Source organism: Chitinophaga sp. (assembly GCF_035761305.1).
In the GTDB taxonomy this organism is placed as follows: Bacteria; Bacteroidota; Bacteroidia; order Chitinophagales; family Chitinophagaceae; genus Chitinophaga.
Genome location: NZ_DASTRI010000221.1, coordinates 47,885 through 66,004, shown reverse-complemented (window position 1 = coordinate 66,004; position 18,120 = coordinate 47,885). Strand labels below are relative to the sequence as shown.

Here is an 18,120-nt window from a genome sequence, read left to right as displayed (position 1 = left end):
GGCAAAAGCATTGCCGACCTGGTAGATATGCCGGTAACCGACCTCAAAGCATGGTTTGATGCCCTGCCGCTGAGCGAGTACGACCAGCAGGTGGCCAAACGCATACTCATTGAGGTGCACCACCGCATTAAGACCCTGCTGGATGTAGGTTTGGGCTACCTTACCATGAACCGCGTGGCCAATACGCTGAGCGGCGGCGAAAGCCAGCGCATACAGCTTACCCGCTCCCTGGGCAGCAACCTTACCAACTCGCTGTACATACTGGACGAGCCGAGCATAGGCCTGCACGCACGCGATACACACCGCCTCATAGGCGTGCTTAAAGAGCTGCGTAACCTGGGTAATACCGTAGTAGTGGTAGAGCATGACGAGCAGATGATGCAGGAAGCCGATTACATTATTGACATGGGCCCACTGGCCAGCCACCTGGGCGGAGAGGTGATATTTGCCGGCGACTATCCCACCATGCTCAAAGATCCCAACAGCCTTACCGGTAAATACCTGAGCGGCCAGCTGACCATAGAACCGCCCACGCATGTACGTAAATGGAAAAAAGCCATTTCGCTCGAAGGCTGCCGCCAGCATAACCTCAAGAACATATCGGTTGATTTTCCGCTGCAGGTGCTGTGCGTGGTAAGCGGCGTAAGCGGCTCCGGCAAAACCACCCTGGTAAAGCAGATACTGTACCCCGCGCTCATGAAGCTGAAAGGCGAGTTTGCAGAAAGGGTAGGGCAGCACCGGGCATTAAAAGGCGCGGTAGATGATATTACGCAAATAGAGATGGTGGACCAGAACCCCATTGGTAAATCAACCCGTTCTAACCCGGTTACTTATATCAAAGCCTATGACGAAATCCGCGACCTGTTTTCCAAACAGCCGCTGAGTAAAATGCGCGGCTTCCAGGCCAAACATTTTTCCTTTAACGTTGACGGCGGCCGGTGCGACGCCTGTAAAGGAGAAGGTGAGGTAATTGTGGAAATGCAGTTCCTGGCCGATGTGCACCTGACCTGTGAAAGCTGCGGCGGCAAACGCTTTAAGGATGAGGTGCTGGAAGTTGCCTATAAGGGCAAAAACATTTACGATGTGCTGGAAATGAGCGTGGATGAAGCCCTGGACTTTTTTAAGGACGAAAAAGACGTATGCAACAAAATACGTCCCTTAAGCGATGTGGGCCTGGGCTACGTAAAGCTGGGCCAAAGCAGCGATACGCTCAGCGGCGGTGAGGCGCAGCGTGTAAAGCTGGCTTCTTTCCTGGGCAAAGGACGCGCGCAGGGGCACATCCTTTTTATATTTGATGAACCCACCACCGGCCTGCATTTCCATGACATTAAAAAGCTGCTGAACTCTTTCAATGCGTTAATAGAGCAGGGGCATACCGTGCTGGTAATAGAACACAACCTGGATGTAATACGCAGCGCCGACTGGGTGATAGACCTGGGGCCCGAAGGCGGCGCAGGCGGCGGTAACCTGCTGTATGCAGGAGTGCCTGCCGGGCTGAAGAAGGTAAAGGAAAGCTATACGGGAAAATACCTGTAATAAAATAAACATACTGCATTAATAACAAAGGCATACTTGCAAGGGTATGCCTTTTTTGTGCAACAGCGGGTAAGTTTACTACTATAAGTTATTATAAACAGGGCCCCGGCTGCTTATATTTGATAAGGACATGTAAACTCGTGCAGTCAGGAAACCAGCCTCCATATCTTGTATCCTATGCTATTCAATTCAATAAGCTATGCCATTTTTTTGCCCATTGTATTCGGGCTTTACTGGTTTGCAAAAGGCAACCTTAAACTGCAAAACATATTGCTGCTGGCAGCCAGCTATTACTTTTACGCCTGTTGGGACTGGCGGTTTATGTTCCTGCTTATTTTCTCTACCCTGCTGGATTATTTTACCGGCCTTAGAATGTCGGCCACCAACAGCAGCAGCATAAAAAAGTGCTGGTTCTGGCTAAGCATTTGCATTAACCTGGGTTTCCTGGGCGTATTCAAGTACTATAACTTTTTTATAACCTCTTTTGCCGAAGGGTTGTCCATGCTGGGGCTACAGGTTAACCCATGGACCATAAACATTATTTTGCCCATTGGCATATCGTTCTACACCTTCCATGGCCTTTCTTATGTAATTGATATTTACAGGAACCGCATACCGGCGGAAAAAAATTTTATTGACTACGCCTTGTTTGTAAGCTTTTTTCCCCTGTTGGTAGCAGGGCCTATTGAAAGGGCCACGCACCTGCTGCCGCAGATAAAGCGGGAGCGCACATTTAATTATGCAAAAGCGGTAGACGGGTTAAGGCAGATATTATGGGGCCTTTTTAAAAAAATTGTAATTGCCGATAACTGCGCGGAGTATGCTAACCTTATTTTTAATAACTCCTCTTCCTATTCCGGCAGCACTTTAGTGTTGGGCGCCCTGTTCTTTACTTTCCAGATTTACGCTGATTTTTCAGGGTATTCTGATATTGCCCTGGGCACCGCCAGGTTATTTGGTATTGAGCTGCTGAGGAATTTCGCCTACCCCTATTTTTCGCGCGATATTGCCGAGTTCTGGCGGCGCTGGCATATTTCCCTTTCCAGCTGGTTCAGGGATTATTTGTACATACCATTAGGCGGCAGCCGTGGCAGTACCTGGATGCGGGTACGCAACACCTTTATTATTTTTATTGTAAGTGGTTGCTGGCATGGCGCCAACTGGACCTTTATTATATGGGGAGCGTTGAATGCATTGTACTTTTTACCCCTGCTGCTTACCAATAATAACCGCAATAACCTGGAAACCGTAGCCCAGGGCCGCGTTTTTCCCACGGTACGGGAATTCCTCAGCATGCTGGTAACATTTTCATTAACCGTGCTGGCCTGGATATTTTTCCGCGCTGCAGACCTGCACCATGCCATTAGCTATATCGGCGGCATTTTTCATCCCTCCCTTTTTACCGTGCCGCAGGTAAAACCCTTTACCGTTATATTACTGGTAGCGCTGTTTGTACTCATTGAATGGAGAGGCAGGGAGCAACCCTATGCCATTGCAGATTTCGGGCTGCAGTGGAAAAGGCCTTTGCGTTACGCAATGTACTATGCTCTTTTGTTTGCCATTGTTTGGTTTGGCGGTAAGGAACAGGAATTTATTTACTTTCAGTTTTAAGGTATGCGCAAGTTCATCACAAAATTATTTTTCCTGGCTTGCATCCCGGTACTGTTAATGGCGGTGCCTTCTTATTTATACCTCAAAAGAGATGTATACCAGGATTTTGGCCGGCACAAAAATTACTCGTGGACCTATTCATTTCAGCAGCTGGGCGATATTGGCACCAAAAAGCTGCTGGGCAATGCCGCGTATAAGTATAATTCCTTCATATTTGGCAGCAGCAGAACTACGGGTATATATGCCTGTTATTTACAGCAAAAAATTCCCAACGCGCGTTTTTTTCATTACGCTAACTGGAATGAAAGCATTGGCGGTATTTATGAAAAGCTGAAATTGCTGGACTCCCTGCATTATGAAATAAATAACGTGGTTATTTACGTGGACACTGATTTTACATTTGACGGAGATGGAAAATGCCATAGCTCAGATCATTATCTTTTAACGGGCAACAGTGAAAAGGAGTATATGCTGAGCCATTACAGGAGCTTCTTTACCTCATTTAATATGGATAAGCTGAGGATATTATGCGGCAGGCACGTTAGCGGCGGCATGTTTCCCAACTGGCAGTCCGATGTAATAACGAACGATTGTAACCATAACTGTGCAGATACCACGGTGCTGGCTGATTATGGCCATGTGCAGCACGATGAACAGCTGCGGCATAAAATTGACTCGCTTAAAAAAGCAGGCATACTGTATGCCAGGAGCGCCGCGCTCACCTTTAAAGAAAAACAGATCAGCGCAGGTGAGGAACAAATGCTGCTGGGCATTAAACGCATTTTTGACAAACACGCCACCAACTATTATGTTATTATTACGCCCCTGTATGATCAAAAGAAATTTAACCCGGCCGACCAGCAGCTGTTAACCCGGTGTTTCGGGCCGCACCTCTACGACTTTTCCGGTATTAACCGTTTTACCGCCGACCCTGACAATTACCCGGACGGCAAACACTTTCAGCCTTACATATCCAAACTTATAATGGACTCCGTGATCAGCGGAAAGAATAATAACCTGCAAATGCAAATGACCAGGCTATAAAAGCAACAGCCGGATGATGCATCATCCGGCTGTTGTTTTTGCCTTCCGCTTTCTGCTTATCGCAGCCGGTCCAGCGATTTAATCAGCTTTTCATCTTTATAAATGCCCCGGGCAGCCAGGAACAGGAATATCAGTATCAGCACCGGTAAAAATGCGCCGGGCAAATAAGTGGCGGATATAATGCTAACGCCGGATGCTACCAGGCTGTTGGCATGGTCCTGCACCTTAAAGTATTGCAGCGCAATCGCCGCTGCTGCCAAAAGCACATTGATCACCGTAAGGCGGAACTGCAGCTTGCGGTTCTTGTACAGGAAAATACAAATGAGCGACAGCATCACAATAAGCATGTAAATAACAAACACCAGGAAGCTCGATTGGGCATTGAAATAATTATCCGTGTTATTGCTGAGCTTAGCCTTCCACAGGTTCAGGAACCAGGTAGCGGTACCGGCGCCCGCGGCCAGCAACAGGTAAAGAGTTTGAATACGTTGTATCATGATACTTTGCCAGAGTTTAACTGCCGTAAATGTAATGATTTATGGTTAAAACAGTACCGCACACTTCCTCCTGCCGTCACCCGGGTCATGCAGCCATCGGCCAATACTTTGTATATTGCAGCCCCAACGGTCTTTATATTTTAGTTATGGCGAGAAAAAAAATCAACAAACAGGATGCACTGGATTACCATTCCCATGAAAGGCCTGGTAAGATAGAAGTAGTACCTACCAAAAACACCAAAACACAATGGGACCTGTCGCTGGCTTACTCCCCCGGTGTGGCAGAACCCTGCAAAGAAATCTATAACGATGTGGAGAATATTTACAAGTACACCGCTAAAAGCAACCTGGTAGCCGTAATCAGCAATGGTACGGCTGTGCTGGGCCTGGGCGATATTGGCCCCGAAGCCAGCAAGCCTGTAATGGAAGGTAAAGGCGTGCTGTTTAAAATATTTGCAGACATTGATGTATTTGATATTGAGCTGAATGCCCGCGGGGTCGAAGAGTTTGTGCAGGTGGTGAAAGCGCTGGAGCCCACTTTCGGCGGCATTAACCTGGAGGATATTAAAAGCCCCGAATGCTTTGCTATTGAGGAACGCCTCAAAAAAGAGCTGCGAATACCCATTATGCACGATGACCAGCATGGCACCGCCATTATATCCAGCGCAGCGCTGCTGAACGCCCTGGAGCTGGTAAAAAAGAAGATAGAAAAAGTAAAGTTCGTGATAAACGGCGCAGGAGCCGCGGCCATGGCCTGTGTAAAGCTGTATGTGGCCCTGGGCGCCAAACCGGAGCACTTTATCATGTTCGACAAAAACGGGGTGATTAACACGGACCGTACCGATCTTACTGATATGCACCGGCAGTTTGCCACCACCTCCAAAGTAACGGAGCTGGCTGCCGCCATGAAAGGGGCCGATGTGTTTGTGGGCCTTTCCGTAGGCAATGTGGTAACGCCCGAAATGGTAAAAAGCATGGCCAAGCAGCCCATTGTATTTGCCATGGCCAACCCCGACCCTGAAATAGCCTATGAGCAGGCTACAAAGGCGCGCCCCGACATTATTTTTGCCACCGGCCGTTCCGATTATCCCAACCAGGTGAATAACGTGCTGGGCTTTCCCTACATTTTCCGCGGCGCGCTGGATGTAAGGGCCACGCAAATCAATGAAGCCATGAAACTGGCCGCCGTGCATGCCCTGGCCGACCTGGCCAAGGAGCCGGTGCCTGATATTGTGAACCTGGCCTACAACGAGCGCAACCTGTTCTTTAGCCCCACTTATATTATTCCCAAACCGCTGGATCCCCGCCTGTTAAGCAGGGTATCGCCGGCGGTGGCCAAAGCAGCCATGGAAAGCGGCGTAGCGCAAAAAGCCATCACCAACTGGGAAGCCTATCACGATGAGCTGAACCGCCGCCTGGGCCTGGATAACCAGCTGTTCCGCGTAATAGGCACCAAAGCCCGCAAAGATCCGCGCAAGGTGGTATTTGCGGAAGCCGATAACCTGAAAGTGCTCAAAGCTTCGCAGGTGGTGCGCGACGAAGGCATTGCCCATCCCATACTGCTGGGCAATGAGGTTAAAATACGCACCCTGGCAGCCGAAAACGGCATTGAGCTGGATGATACGGTGATCATTGATCCCAAGAGCGATGAAATGCATGAAAAGCGCCATTACTTTGGCGATCTGTTCTTTAAAAAGCGCCAGAGCAAAGGCTTTAACAAGTACGAAGCCGGCAAAATAATGCGGGAGCGCAACTATTTTGGCTGCATGATGGTGGAAACCGGCGAAGCAGACGCTCTCATCTCCGGCCTTACCCGCAAATACCCCGATACCATACGCCCGGCGCTGCATGTGATTGGCATGGAAGAAGGGGCCAAGCGCGTAGCCGGCATGTACATTATCAATACAAAGCGCGGGCCGCTGTTCCTGGCCGATACTACGGTGAACTTTAATCCAACGGCCGAGGAACTGGCGGAGATCACCATTATGGTTGCCAAAGAAGTACGGCTGTTTAACATAGTGCCGCGTATTGCCATGGTATCTTACTCGAACTTTGGCTCCAGCCCCACGCCCGAAGCGCAGCTGGTAAGCAAGGCACGGGAGCTGGTAAAGAAAATGGATCCCACGCTGATAGTAGATGGAGAGATACAGGCAGCTATGGCTTTTAACCAGGAAATATTAAGAGATAGTTATCCTTTTTCGGAGCTGGTAGGTGAGGAAGTAAATACCCTTATTTTTCCCAACCTCAGCGCCGGCAATATCGCGTATAACCTGCTGCAGGAAGTAGCGGGCTTTGATGCCATTGGCCCGGTATTGCTGGGCATGAAAAAGCCCGTGCATATATTGCAGTTAGGCAGCACCGTGCGGCAAATTGTGAACATGGTGAATATTGCGGTGGTGGATGCCCAGCACAAATGCTGCCGCGACAAAAAATGATGTGCAGACATGCAGACATGCAAATGTGCAGATGAAGGGTGGAGGATAGTTCGGCTTTTATTTGCACATTTGCACATCCGCACATCTAATTTGTTTTTATGCAGCAGATTTCCCGCAAAAAAATATTCTTTCCGCTCAACCCGGCATTCAGGCATTACCTGAAGCTGTACGAGCGGGAGCTGCAGCTGCCCGTATCGTATGAGGAGCTGCGGTATTACGAAAGCGGGGTGCCGGTATATGACAAAAACGGCAAAGATACCCTGTGGGAAACCGTGCTGTACCCGCAAAGCATGGTGGGCCAGCTGCATGCAGGGCTGAAGCGTATTTACTCTTTCCTGAAAGCCGGCGGCGACCAGGCGGCAGAGGAGCACCTGCACATAGAGCGTATTGATTATTGCACCTTTGGCAACTCGCACCCTTTCCGCATTAAGATCGTAAACAACTACAATGAGGTGTACGATTATTTTTATATTAAAATTGCGGACGCCTCCCGTATTTACGGTCTGGAGCTGGAGCACATCCTTTCTCCGTACTGGATGAACTTTATGGTAGACGGTAATACGCTGGTGGAAGAGCATATAGCCGGCGTGCCCGGCGATCAGTTCATACTCCATTACCTGCACCGGCCGGAGTTTAACCCCAAACGCATTGCCAAAGAATTTGTAAAGTTTAACGAACGCTGTTTTGTGCGCCTGCTGGGCGACATGCGCTCCTATAATTTTGTATTTGATATTACGCCGGATTTTGATGACGTACAGTTCCGCATACGCGCCATTGATTTTGACCAGCAGTTTTATGAAGGCAAACGCACGCTGTACATGCCGCAGTATTTTAAAGAAAACCGCGTGTTTGTGGAGCTGGCCATCAGGCACCTGAACGCGGAGGTAGTAAAGCAATACCAGCAGGAGGAGCGCGCCCTCATAGCCCGCCGTATAAAAGCGCACCGCCACCGCATAAAAGACCTGCGCGATGTTATCATGACCGACCATGTTTCATTCCCCGAAAAAATACAGCAGCTTGGCGATGAGCTGGCCCAGTACTATGAAGACCCGGTGTTTGCCAAGTGCAGGACCATGGGCGAGATCATAGAAAGAAGCCTGAAGCGCCTGCTGGTAAAAAGCCTGAAATAAATGTGCAGATATGCAGATGTGCAGATGCATCGATTTATACCATCCGCACGTTTCTATATCTGCACATCCGCACATTTTCTACTATCTTTGAAAATCTATGGAATTTAGATTCTTTTACCATTTTGGCGCTTATTTGCTGATGCTGAAGGGAATGTTCTCGAAACCCGAGAACCCGAGAATGTACTGGAAGCAGTTTATGCAGCAGTGTGTGGATATAGGCGTAGGCTCCCTGGGAATTGTATTTATTATTTCCCTGTTCATGGGAGGCGTTACTACCCTGCAAACCGCCTACCAGCTGGTAAGTCCCATTATTCCCAAAGCCACCATAGCCCAGATCACCAGGGACACGATCATACTTGAATTTGCGCCCACCCTTACCTCCATTGTGCTGGCCGGGGTGGTAGGCTCCAAAATAGCGTCGGAGCTGGGTAACATGCGTATTTCTGAACAAATAGATGCGCTGGAGATCATGGGTATCAATACCAAAGGTTACCTGGTAATGCCCAAAATACTGGGCGCCCTGTTAACCATTCCCTGCCTGGTGGTAGTAGCGGGTTTCCTGGGTATCTGGGGCGGTAAGGAAGCTGGTGTGCTGTCGGGTATCATTTCAAACGACGAGTTTATACAGGGCCTGCGCCAGGAGCTGAAAGTGTACAATATTTTCTTTGCCCTCAGCAAAGCCTACACGTTTGCATTTATAATATCCAGCGTATCTGCCTACTACGGCTATAACGTAAAGGGCGGCGCGCTGGAAATAGGTAAGGCCAGCACCACCGCGGTGGTGGTAAGCTGCGTGCTCATTTTATTCGCGGATTATGCCTTGTCGGCCATACTGTTGTAAACGAAGGACCATACCAAGCCACTATGATCGAAATTAAAGACATTAAAAAAGGATTTGGAGATAAGGAGATACTGAAAGGCGTATCCGCCACCATGGAGTCGGGCAAGGTGAACCTCATCATCGGCGCCAGCGGCAGCGGTAAAACAGTGATGATGAAGTGCATCGTAGGCCTGATGGAGGTTGACAGCGGCACCATCCTGTACAACCAGCAGGACTTTACCGCCATGAACGCGCAGGAGAAAAAAAATGTACGCCAGGAAATAGGCATGCTGTTCCAGGGATCGGCGCTGTTTGACAGTATGACCGTTGAGCAGAACGTAATGTTCCCGCTGGATATGTTTGGCAAAGGCAGCTACAAGGAAAAGAAAAAGCGGGTGATGGAATGCCTGGAGCGGGTGAACCTGGAGGATGCTGCCCGCCGGTTTCCCGCGGAAATAAGCGGGGGCATGAAAAAAAGGGTGGGCATTGCCCGGGCCATTGTGCTAAACCCGAAATACCTGTTCTGTGATGAACCCAACTCCGGCCTGGACCCGCAAACTTCGCTGCTCATAGATAAGCTGATCAAAGAGCTGACTACCGAATACAATATCACCACCGTTATCAATACCCATGATATGAACACCGTAATGGAAAGCGGGGATCATATCATTTATATGTACCAGGGCCAGAAACAGTGGGAAGGCAGTAATGAGGAAATTATTTTTTCCAAGGACGAGCGGCTGAATGATTTCATTTTTGCCTCTGACTTCCTGCGTGATGCCAAGGAAATGCGGCAAATGGAAATGTTCCGGGATAAGAACTGGCGCGACCGGCTGAAAAGCGGCCAGCCGCCGGCAAAATAGGCGCCATATCCGGTCTTTACCAATCCAGCATGCGCACACGCCGGCCAGGGCTGGCAGGCAATTCTCCCTTGCCGCTTTACAGCCCCCTTACTGCCGGTAACCGGGAATATTGCGGGCTTTACCGTGGCAGCCGGTTACCGCCGCCGCCGCGGGGCCCGGCGGAAAGGTTTGGTATTTGGGTTTTGTAGTTTTATTTTTGCCCACTGAAAAGGAATTTAACTAATAATAGTAAACTAATAAACCAAGCGCAATGAGTGTTTTACTTAATAAGCATAGCAAGGTAATTGTGCAGGGATTTACCGGTACAGAAGGTACTTTCCATGCTACGCAGATGATAGAATATGGAACCCAGGTAGTAGGCGGCGTAACGCCGGGTAAAGGCGGCAGTACCCACCTTGAGCGCCCGGTATTCAACACGGTGAAAGACGCGGTAAAGGCCACCAATGCCGATGTATCTATCATATTTGTGCCGCCTGCCTTTGCAGCCGATGCTATTATGGAAGCCGCCGAAGCCGGTATTGCGCTGGTAGTATGTATTACAGAAGGTATTCCCGTGCAGGACATGGTAAAGGCCAAAGCTTACCTGCAGGGCCGCAACACCCGCCTGGTAGGGCCTAACTGTCCCGGCGTTATTACGGCGGAAGAAGCCAAGGTAGGCATTATGCCTGGTTTTATATTCAAGAAAGGCCGCATTGGCATCGTATCTAAATCCGGTACCTTTACCTATGAAGCGGCCGACCAGGTAGTGAAAGCCGGCCTGGGTATTTCCACTGCCATTGGCATTGGCGGCGATCCCATTATCGGTACGCCTACCAAAGAAGCAGTAGAGCTGCTGATGAACGATCCGGAAACCGACGGTATTATCATGATTGGTGAAATCGGCGGCAGCATGGAAGCAGAAGCAGCTTACTGGATCAAGGAAAACGGCACCAAGCCGGTGGTAGGCTTTATTGCCGGCCAAACCGCGCCTCCGGGCCGCCGTATGGGCCACGCCGGCGCTATCATTGGCGGCGCCGATGATACGGCTGCAGCTAAAATGAAGATCATGCGCGAGTGCGGTGTGCACGTGGTGGAAAGCCCTGCCAACATTGGTAAAACCATGGCGGAAGTGCTGAAAAAAGAGCTGGTGAAATAATAAACAGCTGTTTATAAAGGAAAGCGCCGCGGAGTTGTAACCGCGGCGCTTTTTTATTTAACCGGCTGTATGAAATACGGTTAGCAGCATGAGTAATGCTCGCCTTTTTTACGGCAGTTGCATTATGGCGGCAGTTGTGCAGCAAATATTACTGCCGCCTGGAAATTACAGTGCTGTTGTAACAACCGGGATGTATGGCCAGTGCAGGATGCGTGTTACCAGCTCGCTCCTGGAGTTTACATTCAGCTTGCGGTAAATGTTCTTTACGTGAAAACGTACGGTTTCCAGCGAAATGCGCAGCTCAAAGGCGATGCGTTTATAGGTGCTGCCTTTTTCCAGGTGGTTTAAAATATCCTGCTCCCGTTTGCTGAGCAATGCCGTATAATTGTTTTGCCGGGTTACCACCAGGTCGTAAATGAGCTGTTGCGTAACAAGCGGCGATAACGGAAACCCCTGCTGTAACAGGATGTTTGCACTATGCGCCAGCAGGGCGGCATTCACCTCCTGCTTCAGAAAATACCCGTTAAAGCCTGTTTTCAGGTAATGTATAACCACGTTCAGATCGCGGCATTCCGAAATACCTATTACCTGTGGTGCGTGGGGCAGCTGGCGCCGTTGTTCCATAAAGCTTATAACGTCTGTAGTTGCATAAGCATCTATATCCACAAACAATAACAGGGCGTTGCCAAATTCGTGGCTGAGCTGCAAAGTATGTTCCGGCGTTAATGCAGGCATATAACGGCAATAGGGTTGCTGTTCCGGTATGCCGGCAATAATGGTTTGCAGGAAGTGTTGATCGGCAGTAATAATAACCGGTTGCAGTGCTTTGCCGGCAGCGGATGGTGAGGAGCCCTCCGGGTGTATTAGCGTGTGATGCATAGTATTTCAAGGATAATTTCGGGGTGATAAAAAGCCTGCTTCTACCGGGTAAATTTATGCTAATGGCCAGGAATGAAAAAAAATATTATGGGTATCTTACCGTAAAATACACCTCCCATATGCGATTACAATTTCTTTGCATACTCATTTTCATTGGATTTTATAAACCGGTTATGGCACAGTATAATTACAATAAAGAGTGGAAGAAGGTAACGGAGCTGGAAGATAAAGGCCTGCCGCAATCTGCGCTGCAGGCGGTTACAGGCATCTACGAACAGGCAGTGAAAGATGGCCGCGAAGCAGAGATCATTAAGTCGCTTATTTTCCGGATGAAATACCAGGCGAATGAGGAAAACGGTGAGATAACGAACCTGGAAACCATTAGCCGGCAGCTGCAGCAGTTTAAAGGGCCGGTATATTCCATACTGGCAAGCATGAAAGGAGAGATGTTGTGGAACTACCTGCAAAGCAACCGCTATCGCTTGTACCACCGTACGGCAATGGCTGCCGATACCGCCGGGGATGTAAGCAGCTGGAGCATGGAGCGGCTGAACCATGAAATTGCAGCGGCCTACAACACTTCACTGGAAAATACGGCCGGGCTGCAAAAAACAAACCTGGCCGCATATGACGAGATACTGGAAAAAGGCAATACACGGGCCTTACGGCCTACCCTATACGATTTGCTGGCGCACCGCGCGCTGAGCTATTTCAAATCCGGCGAAACCAACCTGGCGCAGCCTGCCGACCTGTTTGAGCTGGATGATGCGCAGGCATTTGCGCCTGCCGCTGATTTTGCGGCGCATACCTTTACAGCAGCAGATACAACATCGCTGCAGTTCAAAGCCCTGCAGCTGTTACAGGCATTAATAGCATTTCATGAAAAAGATAATTCCGCCGCCCTGCTGGATGTTGACCTGGAGCGTATTGCTTACGTGAACCAGGTAGGCATAATGGCTGATAAAGATACGCTGTATGTAAAAGCATTGCAGCACATGCAGCAGGCCTATGCAAAGCAGCCGGAGGTAACAAGGGTAACGTACATGCTGGCGCAGTACTACTACCAGCAGGACCAGCAGGAGAAAGACAGCGCCACCGGTAAAGCCGTGATGGCTGCGGCGCTGTGCCGCCAGGCCATACAGCAGGCGCCGGACAGCTATGGCGCAGGCAGGTGCCGGCAGCTGCTGCGGCAAATAGAAGCGCGCGGGCTGCAACTTACCTCCGAGCTGGTGAACCTGCCGGACCAGCCTTTCCGCACATTGGTTACCTACCGCAACCTGCAAAGGATATACCTGCGCGTGGTGCGGGTGAATGAGTCGTTCAGGCACGAGCTGCGCAATGCGCAGAATGATTACCGCGATACTACTAACCGCTACTGGCGGCTGATTACCGGGCGAAAAGCCCTGCGGCAGTGGGAGCAGTCGCTGCCCGATCCCGCAGACTACCGGCAGCACCGGACAGAAATAAAAACAGGTGCGTTGCCGCTGGGCCAGTACGTGTTGCTGGCCGCCACCACACCGGATTTTGGCCTTGACAGCAGCATGCTGGCCGTGCAGTTCATACACGTTTCACAGCTAAGCTACATTAGCCGCGGCAGGGATAACTACCTGGTGCTGCACCGCGAAAGCGGCGCACCGCTTACAGGCGTACAGCTGAAGGTATGGCAAATGGTAAACAACCGCAACGGCAGTACCAGCGACAAGCTGCTGCAAACCGCTGCCACAGGCGCAAACGGGCAGGTAACCTTAAAAAATATACCGGACAGGCAAAGCTTTAACATACGGCTGCAATGGACACTGGGTAAGGACACGCTGTTCACCGACAACTATCAATACCTGTACAGCTATTACCCCGCGGTTGATAATAAGCCGCCGCACCCGCAAAGCTTCCTGTTTACAGACCGCGCCATTTACCGCCCCGGCCAAACCGTGTACTTTAAAGGCATTGTTGTTAAAAAAGCGCAGTCGGGCAAAGGCGGCAATGCCATACCCGGGCTTACCACCCTGCTGCAGCTGCGGAATGTGAACGGCGAAAAAGTAGATTCCATACAGGTAACCACCAATGATTACGGTGCTTATAACGGCGCCTTTAAGCTGCCGGAGGGTACGTTAAACGGGCGTTTCAGCATTTACGATACTACAGCCAAAAGTGAAGTTGGCTTTGCTGTGGAAGAATATAAACGACCTAAATTTTACGTGGAGTTTGATACGGTGAAAGGCAGCTATCGTATAGGTGACACCGTTACTGTTCACGGCAAAGCGCTGGCCTATGCCGGTAATAATATCAACGGCGCCCAGGTGAAGTACCGGGTAGTACGGGAAGCCCGCTATCCCTACTACTGGATGTTTATGTTCCGCCCGGCGCCGGCATCTGCATCGCGGGAAATAGCGCACGGCCAGCTGCAAACCGGTGAAGACGGTACATTTACCATTCACTTTGCCGCCCTGCCGGATAAGCAGGTAAAACCTGAGCTGAAGCCCATTTTCACCTACCGCGTTTATGCAGATGTGACGGACCTGAACGGGGAAACCCGCAGCGGCGAGCAGCGCGTAGCTGCCGGTTACCAGCTGCTGGAAGTAAAGCTGGATGTGCCGGACGTTATTACCGGCAATAACCTGGAACAGGTAAAAATAACCACCGCCAACCTGGGCGGCGCTTTTGAGCCGGCCACCGTGCAGGTACGTTTGCTGCCGCTGCAGGCGCCGGACCGCTTAATACGCCCGCGCTACTGGGAAGCGCCCGACCAGTTTGTATTATCAGAACAGGCGTTCCTGCAGGCCTTTCCGCTGGATGAGTACAAACACGAAAATGAGCCGGCGCAATGGCCGCGCAAAGCCCCGGTGCTGGAAAAAACATTTACCACTGCAAACAACAGCAGCGCTGCCCTGGCTGTAAAAACACTGCCTGCAGGCGTGTATGAGCTGGAGGTAACGGCAACGGATAAACTGGGCGGCCCTGTAACGGAGAAAAAAATATTCAGCGTGGTAAATCCCGCTGCCCCGCAATTGCCTTACCCGGCTTATTTCAGCAACCTGGGAGGCACGGAAAGCTATGAGCCGGGCACCGATGTAAAGCTGGTAGCAGGCACCACGGCAAAAGACCTGCACATACTGCAAAGTATAGAACGCTGGAACCAGGAGCCGGAAGATAAGTTTGTACAGCTCAGCGCCGCGCAAAAGGCATTTACCTATCCTGTTACAGAAAAAGACCGTGGCGGGTTCCGTATAACCTACACCGCCGTAAAGGATAACCGCCTGTTCAGCTGGACGCATGACATACAGGTGCCCTGGGATAATAAAACCCTGGATGTGCAGGTTGCCACGCACCGCGATAAGCTGCTGCCCGGCGAAAAGGAAAAGTGGCAGGTAAAAATAAAAGGCTATAAAAAAGACCAGGTGGCCGCAGCGCTGCTGGCCACTATGTACGATGCTTCGCTGGATGCCTTTACGCCGCACCAATGGCAGGCGCCGCGGTTGTACCCGACCTTTATGCCAGGCCCGTTGTGGCAGGACAGCCATAACTTTACCGAAGAGCAATCATTTAACCACTACCCGCCGGCGCCGCCTGTGAAAGACAGCGTTATTACCTATGATGCTTTAAGCTGGTTCGACTGGCGTGGTGGTGGTTACGGCGGCTATGCCAGCCGGGAGTCAGCATCTGCGGTGGGCGTTAGAATAAGAGGAGTGGTATCTGCCGCTGCACCGCCTGCGCCCACGATGGCTGCTCCTGCAAATGCAGATAATATGCGGGAAATGAAACGCTTTGATGCGAATGCCGTTGCCACAGCGCAGCAGGCGGAAACACCCGCCGCTCCGCCGGCAACCGTAATGCCCCGCAAGAACTTTAATGAAACCGCTTTCTTTTATCCTGACCTGCATACGGATAAAGACGGCAACATCACCTTTGAATTTACAGTGCCGGAAGCCCTTACGCGCTGGCGTTTTATGGGCCTGGCGCACACAAAGGATATGGCGTTCGGCTATACGGAAACCAGTATTGTAACGCAAAAGCCTTTAATGGTGCAGCCCAATGCGCCGCGCTTTATGCGTGAAGGCGACCGTATGGAGTTCAGCGCTAAAATCAGCAACCTGGCCGATAGCACGCTCATCGGCCAGGCCCGCCTGGAGCTGCTGGATGCCGCCACTATGCAGCCTGTAGACGGCTGGTTCCAGAACACTTTCCCGGTGCAGCATTTTACCGCATATAAAGGGCAAAGCACCGTAGTTACCTTTCCGGTACAGGTGCCTTACCACTTTAACAGCGCGTTGCTGTACCGCGTGGTGGCGCAGTCGGGATCATTCAGCGATGGGGAGGAAAATGCGCTGCCGGTGCTTACCAACAGCATGCTGGTAACAGAAACCCTGCCGCTGGCCATGCGGGGCAACGGTGAGCGCACCTTTACCTTTGATAAGCTGCTGCACAGCGATACGTCTGAAACCCTGCAGCAGCATGCCCTAACCGTTGAATTTACCGGTAACCCCGCCTGGTACGCCGTACAGGCATTGCCATACTTAATGGAATACCCCCACCAGTGTGCAGAGCAAATTTTTAACCGGTATTATGCCAATGCGCTGGCTACCCATATAGCCAACGCCCTGCCGGGCATTAAAGCCGTATTTGAGCAATGGCGTACAAAAGATACAGCAGCGCTGCAAAGCAACCTGCAAAAGAATGAGGAGCTGAAAGCTGTGCTGCTGCAGCAAACCCCGTGGGTGCTGGAAGCAAGGAATGAGGCGGAACAGCAATCGCGTATAGCCCTGCTGTTTGACCTGCACCGCATGAGCGGTGAGCTGGCGAAGGCCCTGGGCCAGCTAAAGGAAATGCAGCTGCCCTCCGGCGCTTTCCCCTGGTTTAACGGCATGTGGGAAGACCGTTTTATTACCCAGTATATTATAACCGGTATAGGCCGCCTGCAGCAGGTGGGCGCCCTTTCAGCCGAACAGCGGGCCGGCTGCCGGGAGCTGACGGATAAAGCGCTGGCTTACCTGGATATGCAGCTGGATAAAGACTACCACCAGCTGCTGAAAGAAAAGGCGGATATGAAAAAGCAGCACATCAGCAGCATACAGGTACACTACCTGTATATGCGCAGCTTCTTTAAGGATAAGCCGCTGCCGGCGAAATACAATAAGGCTTATGATTATTACTTAGGGCAGGCCAAAAAATTCTGGGTACAGCAAAACCGTTTTGCACAAGCCATGGCGGCCGTTGCCCTGCACCGGCAAAACGACGGGGTAACGCCGGCGGATATATTAAAATCACTGAAAGAAAATGCCATTACCAGCGAAGAAATGGGCATGTACTGGAAAACGCAACCGGGCTACTGGTGGTACCAGGCCCCCATTGAAACGCAGGCCATGCTTATTGAGGCGTTTGAGGTAGTGGCCCATGATACCGCAGCGGCAGATGCCATGAAAACGTGGCTGCTTAAAAACAAGCAAACCAATAGCTGGCATACCACCAAGGCCACCGCCGATGCCTGCTATGCCATGCTGCTGGGCGGCAGCAGCTGGCTGGCCGCCAACCCGCAGGTAACTATTCAGCTGGGCAATGCCGCTGTTAGCAATACCAGCGAACCGGCAGCGGCAGGCACCGGCTATTTCAAAAAGCGGCTGGAAGGCAGGGAGGTAAAACCTGCTATGGGCCACATACAGGTTACCCTGCAGGGCAGCCAGGGCCAGCCCTCCTGGGGCGCTGTATACTGGCAGTATTTTGAGCGGCTGGATAAAATAACGCCTTCCCAAACACCGCTGCAGCTGGAAAAACAGTTGTTCATTCAGCACGATACGGATAAAGGCCCGGTGCTTACCGCCATAACAGGCAACAACCGCCTGAAGGTGGGCGATAAAGTGAAGGTGCGCATAGTGCTGCGGGCCGACAGGGATATGGAATACATTCACCTGCAGGATATGCGGGCCGCCTGCTTTGAGCCGCAGAACGTGATCAGCAGCAGCAAGTGGCAGAACGGGCTTAGCTACTATGAAAGCACAAAAGACGCTTCTACCGACTTCTTTTTCAGCCGCCTGCCCAAAGGCACGCATGTATTTGAATACACCCTGTTTGCAACGCATGAAGGTGATTTCTCCAACGGCATCAGCACCGTGCAGTGCATGTATGCGCCGGAGTTCAGCGCGCACAGCGCAGGTATGAATGTTAAGGTTGAAAAGTAA

At 51.0% G+C, this 18,120-nt stretch carries 10 protein-coding genes and 1 pseudogene; 9 read left to right on the top strand and 2 right to left on the bottom strand.

Translation table 11 applies throughout. The annotated features are described in order from the left end of the window. The 3 genes and pseudogenes from VFS25_RS18840 to VFS25_RS18830 form a co-directional block, all read left to right on the top strand. A pseudogene (locus VFS25_RS18840) lies at nt 1-1,536 on the top strand (excinuclease ABC subunit UvrA); the annotation flags it as partial. Between the two features lie 177 nt (nt 1,537-1,713). Beyond that, the gene (locus VFS25_RS18835; RefSeq protein ID WP_326463722.1) at nt 1,714-3,147 is read left to right on the top strand and encodes an MBOAT family O-acyltransferase; all 1,434 of its coding nucleotides are present in this window, start codon (nt 1,714-1,716) and stop codon (nt 3,145-3,147) included. 3 nt (nt 3,148-3,150) lie between these two features. Next, a complete protein-coding gene (locus tag VFS25_RS18830) occupies nt 3,151-4,191 on the top strand; it encodes a hypothetical protein (protein ID WP_326463721.1) in 1,041 nt (346 codons plus the stop codon). 56 nt (nt 4,192-4,247) lie between these two features. Here the strand turns inward: VFS25_RS18830 and VFS25_RS18825 are convergent, their stop codons facing one another. Then, on the bottom strand, nt 4,248-4,688 hold the full coding sequence (locus tag VFS25_RS18825; RefSeq protein WP_326463720.1) for a DUF4293 domain-containing protein: 441 nt from the start codon (nt 4,686-4,688) through the stop codon (nt 4,248-4,250). Nucleotides 4,689-4,834: 146 nt separating this feature from the next. Between VFS25_RS18825 and VFS25_RS25415 the strand changes: the two genes are divergently transcribed. The 5 genes from VFS25_RS25415 (at nt 4,835) to sucD (ending at nt 11,071) form a co-directional block, all read left to right on the top strand. Further along, the gene (locus VFS25_RS25415) at nt 4,835-7,123 is read left to right on the top strand and encodes an NADP-dependent malic enzyme (protein WP_326463719.1); all 2,289 of its coding nucleotides are present in this window, start codon (nt 4,835-4,837) and stop codon (nt 7,121-7,123) included. A 98-nt stretch (nt 7,124-7,221) separates the two neighbouring features. Continuing rightward, nucleotides 7,222-8,253, top strand: coding sequence for a hypothetical protein (locus VFS25_RS18815; RefSeq protein ID WP_326463718.1), 1,032 nt, complete (start codon nt 7,222-7,224; stop codon nt 8,251-8,253). A gap of 97 nt (nt 8,254-8,350) precedes the next feature. Next, nucleotides 8,351-9,094, top strand: a complete 744-nt coding sequence (locus VFS25_RS18810; protein WP_326463717.1) for an ABC transporter permease — start codon at nt 8,351-8,353, stop codon at nt 9,092-9,094. Between the two features lie 23 nt (nt 9,095-9,117). Then, a complete protein-coding gene (locus VFS25_RS18805; protein ID WP_326463716.1) occupies nt 9,118-9,936 on the top strand; it encodes an ABC transporter ATP-binding protein in 819 nt (272 codons plus the stop codon). 250 nt (nt 9,937-10,186) lie between these two features. Next, nucleotides 10,187-11,071 (top strand): succinate--CoA ligase subunit alpha, encoded by an 885-nt coding sequence (gene sucD / locus VFS25_RS18800; RefSeq protein ID WP_326463715.1) that lies wholly within the window; start codon nt 10,187-10,189, stop codon nt 11,069-11,071. Between the two features lie 165 nt (nt 11,072-11,236). Here sucD and VFS25_RS18795 read toward each other — a convergent pair whose 3' ends face one another. After that, a complete protein-coding gene (locus VFS25_RS18795) occupies nt 11,237-11,950 on the bottom strand; it encodes a response regulator transcription factor (RefSeq protein ID WP_326463714.1) in 714 nt (237 codons plus the stop codon). Nucleotides 11,951-12,123: 173 nt separating this feature from the next. Between VFS25_RS18795 and VFS25_RS18790 the strand changes: the two genes are divergently transcribed. Further along, the gene (locus VFS25_RS18790; RefSeq protein WP_326463713.1) at nt 12,124-18,120 is read left to right on the top strand and encodes an alpha-2-macroglobulin family protein; all 5,997 of its coding nucleotides are present in this window, start codon (nt 12,124-12,126) and stop codon (nt 18,118-18,120) included.

Excerpts from the sequence above, each read along its gene's own strand:
- VFS25_RS18835 (WP_326463722.1), top strand. The coding sequence starts at position 1,714 with ATGCTATTCAATTCAATAAGCTATGCCATTTTTTTGCCCATTGTATTC.
- VFS25_RS18830 (WP_326463721.1), top strand. The coding sequence starts at position 3,151 with ATGCGCAAGTTCATCACAAAATTATTTTTCCTGGCTTGCATCCCGGTA.
- VFS25_RS18825 (WP_326463720.1), bottom strand. The coding sequence starts at position 4,688 with ATGATACAACGTATTCAAACTCTTTACCTGTTGCTGGCCGCGGGCGCC.
- VFS25_RS25415 (WP_326463719.1), top strand. The coding sequence starts at position 4,835 with ATGGCGAGAAAAAAAATCAACAAACAGGATGCACTGGATTACCATTCC.
- VFS25_RS18815 (WP_326463718.1), top strand. The coding sequence starts at position 7,222 with ATGCAGCAGATTTCCCGCAAAAAAATATTCTTTCCGCTCAACCCGGCA.
- VFS25_RS18810 (WP_326463717.1), top strand. The coding sequence starts at position 8,351 with ATGGAATTTAGATTCTTTTACCATTTTGGCGCTTATTTGCTGATGCTG.
- VFS25_RS18805 (WP_326463716.1), top strand. The coding sequence starts at position 9,118 with ATGATCGAAATTAAAGACATTAAAAAAGGATTTGGAGATAAGGAGATA.
- sucD (WP_326463715.1), top strand. The coding sequence starts at position 10,187 with ATGAGTGTTTTACTTAATAAGCATAGCAAGGTAATTGTGCAGGGATTT.
- VFS25_RS18795 (WP_326463714.1), bottom strand. The coding sequence starts at position 11,950 with ATGCATCACACGCTAATACACCCGGAGGGCTCCTCACCATCCGCTGCC.
- VFS25_RS18790 (WP_326463713.1), top strand. The coding sequence starts at position 12,124 with ATGGCACAGTATAATTACAATAAAGAGTGGAAGAAGGTAACGGAGCTG.